2 protein-coding genes are annotated in these 1,487 nt (G+C 69.1%); one reads left to right on the top strand and one right to left on the bottom strand.

Annotated features, from left to right (window positions below):
* Positions 1–191: 191 nt before the first annotated feature.
* On the bottom strand, positions 192–959 hold the full coding sequence (locus KME75_RS41495; protein ID WP_219420459.1) for a deiodinase-like protein: 768 nt from the start codon (positions 957–959) through the stop codon (positions 192–194).
* Positions 960–1,287: 328 nt separating this feature from the next.
* On the opposite strand from KME75_RS41495, the gene KME75_RS41490 reads away from it, so the two are divergent.
* On the top strand, positions 1,288–1,487 hold a 200-nt coding region (locus tag KME75_RS41490), incomplete at its 3' end, for a hypothetical protein (RefSeq protein ID WP_219420458.1).

The raw sequence follows: 1,487 nt of genomic DNA, 5'->3' as shown, positions 1-1,487 counted from the left end.
ATGCGGGCCGCCGTGGAACATGCCATCGCTCATCTCAAGACGTGGCGGATGCTCAGCGAAGAAGGCGGCCGATACCGCGCACCGATCAGCAAGTACCCGAGCGCAGTCAAAGCCATTGTCGGACTATCCTTCTTCGCGGCTTATGAATAAGGCCCCCGGTGTCAATTAAATCGGGAACACTCCAGACATTGTCAGGCTCCTGACAGAGGCCCACCTGCTGGGTCAGTCTGTGGCGGTGGGTGGCTGGGTGCGGAAGCGGTGGAGGGCGGGGGCGGGCGCGTTCCATGTCGGCGATGGCCTGCTTGCCCGCGCGGTTCAAGATGCGCTCCCGCAACCCCTCGTGTGACCCGGTCGGCGGGGAGGGTGGCGGGGAAGCCGGGCGGGGGTGAGGCCAGCACCTCCTCGCCGTTCGCCAGGGCCGTGAGGGCCTGTTCGACCAGGGTCGGATCGTTCCACTGGGCACGGAAGACCACGGTGCCCTCGCCGTCGATGACGTAGAGCATGTCGGGCATGGCACCGTAGGCGCGGTGTGCGGTGCCGGCCAGGTCGTCGATGAGGACGGTGCGCCGCTCGCCGTCCTCCTCGGCGAGCAGGCGGGCGCCGCGGATCTTGTCGGCCATGCTGCGATGCGGGCCAATGTTCTCGCCCGGGTGCGCCTCGCGGGTGTACAGGAGCAGGAAGGCGGTGTCCGAGAACTTCTCGGCGAGGGCGTTCATCGGTGCGATGCGGCTGGCGTACATCGGGCAGGTGGCGCTTCCGGTCTCCAGCACCACCGTCCGCCCCCGGTAGTCCGAGAGCTCCACCGTGGTGCCGTCGGCCAGCCGCTGGGCGGTGAAGTCAGGGGCCGCCTGCCCGACCTCGGGCCTGTCCAGGCGGTCCATCGTGCGGTGCTCGAGTCCGAAGTGCTCGTAGTTGTAGCCCGATGCCCCTACGTCTGCTGCTGGCCGGTGTGTGGTCATTTCGCCCTTCCTGTCCGGCTGTGGCCTGTCACCCGGGGCGGCGCGCTGGCGCCTGGGAACCCTGGCCGTGGGCACGGCCCACGTGTGCGGAGTTCAATGACATGGCGCTCGGCACGACAACGTTCGGGTTCTGCTTTCGAGTTCCCAGACAGGAGGGAACGCGGCGTCAGAGGCCAGCGGAGGGCACAGGCCCGGGAAGCGCGCTGCGGCCGAGGTAGTTTCCGGAGTCGCACCGGAGATAGTGGCGGTGACGAGAAGAGGGCAGGCGGTCCATCGCTACCTGACCCGACCAGTCGGAACCGACCCGGTCAGCCGAGAGGAGACCGCCATGACCACGGATAGCCGCCCGACCGGGACAGCCGATGGCGACGACCTCGCTGCGGAGCCCGTAGGACCGGCGCCGCCCGTCGCGGTCACGCTCGCGATCGCGGCCGGTGTTGCGTGGGCCCTGGCCGCTCCGCCGCGTGGGTGGTGGCCGTTGCTGCCGCTTGGGGTCGCCTCGCTGACGATCGCGCTGTACGGCAGGGG

The organism is Pseudonocardia nigra (assembly GCF_019396355.1).
In the GTDB taxonomy this organism is placed as follows: domain Bacteria; phylum Actinomycetota; class Actinomycetes; order Mycobacteriales; family Pseudonocardiaceae; genus Pseudonocardia; species Pseudonocardia nigra.
The sequence above is the reverse complement of the archived record's forward strand: the minus strand, read 5'-3'. Positions and strand labels throughout refer to the sequence as shown.

What these genes read in the sequence shown, in the direction of transcription:
- KME75_RS41495 (WP_219420459.1), bottom strand. Translation starts at nt 959, where the DNA reads ATGACCACACACCGGCCAGCAGCAGACGTAGGGGCATCGGGCTACAAC.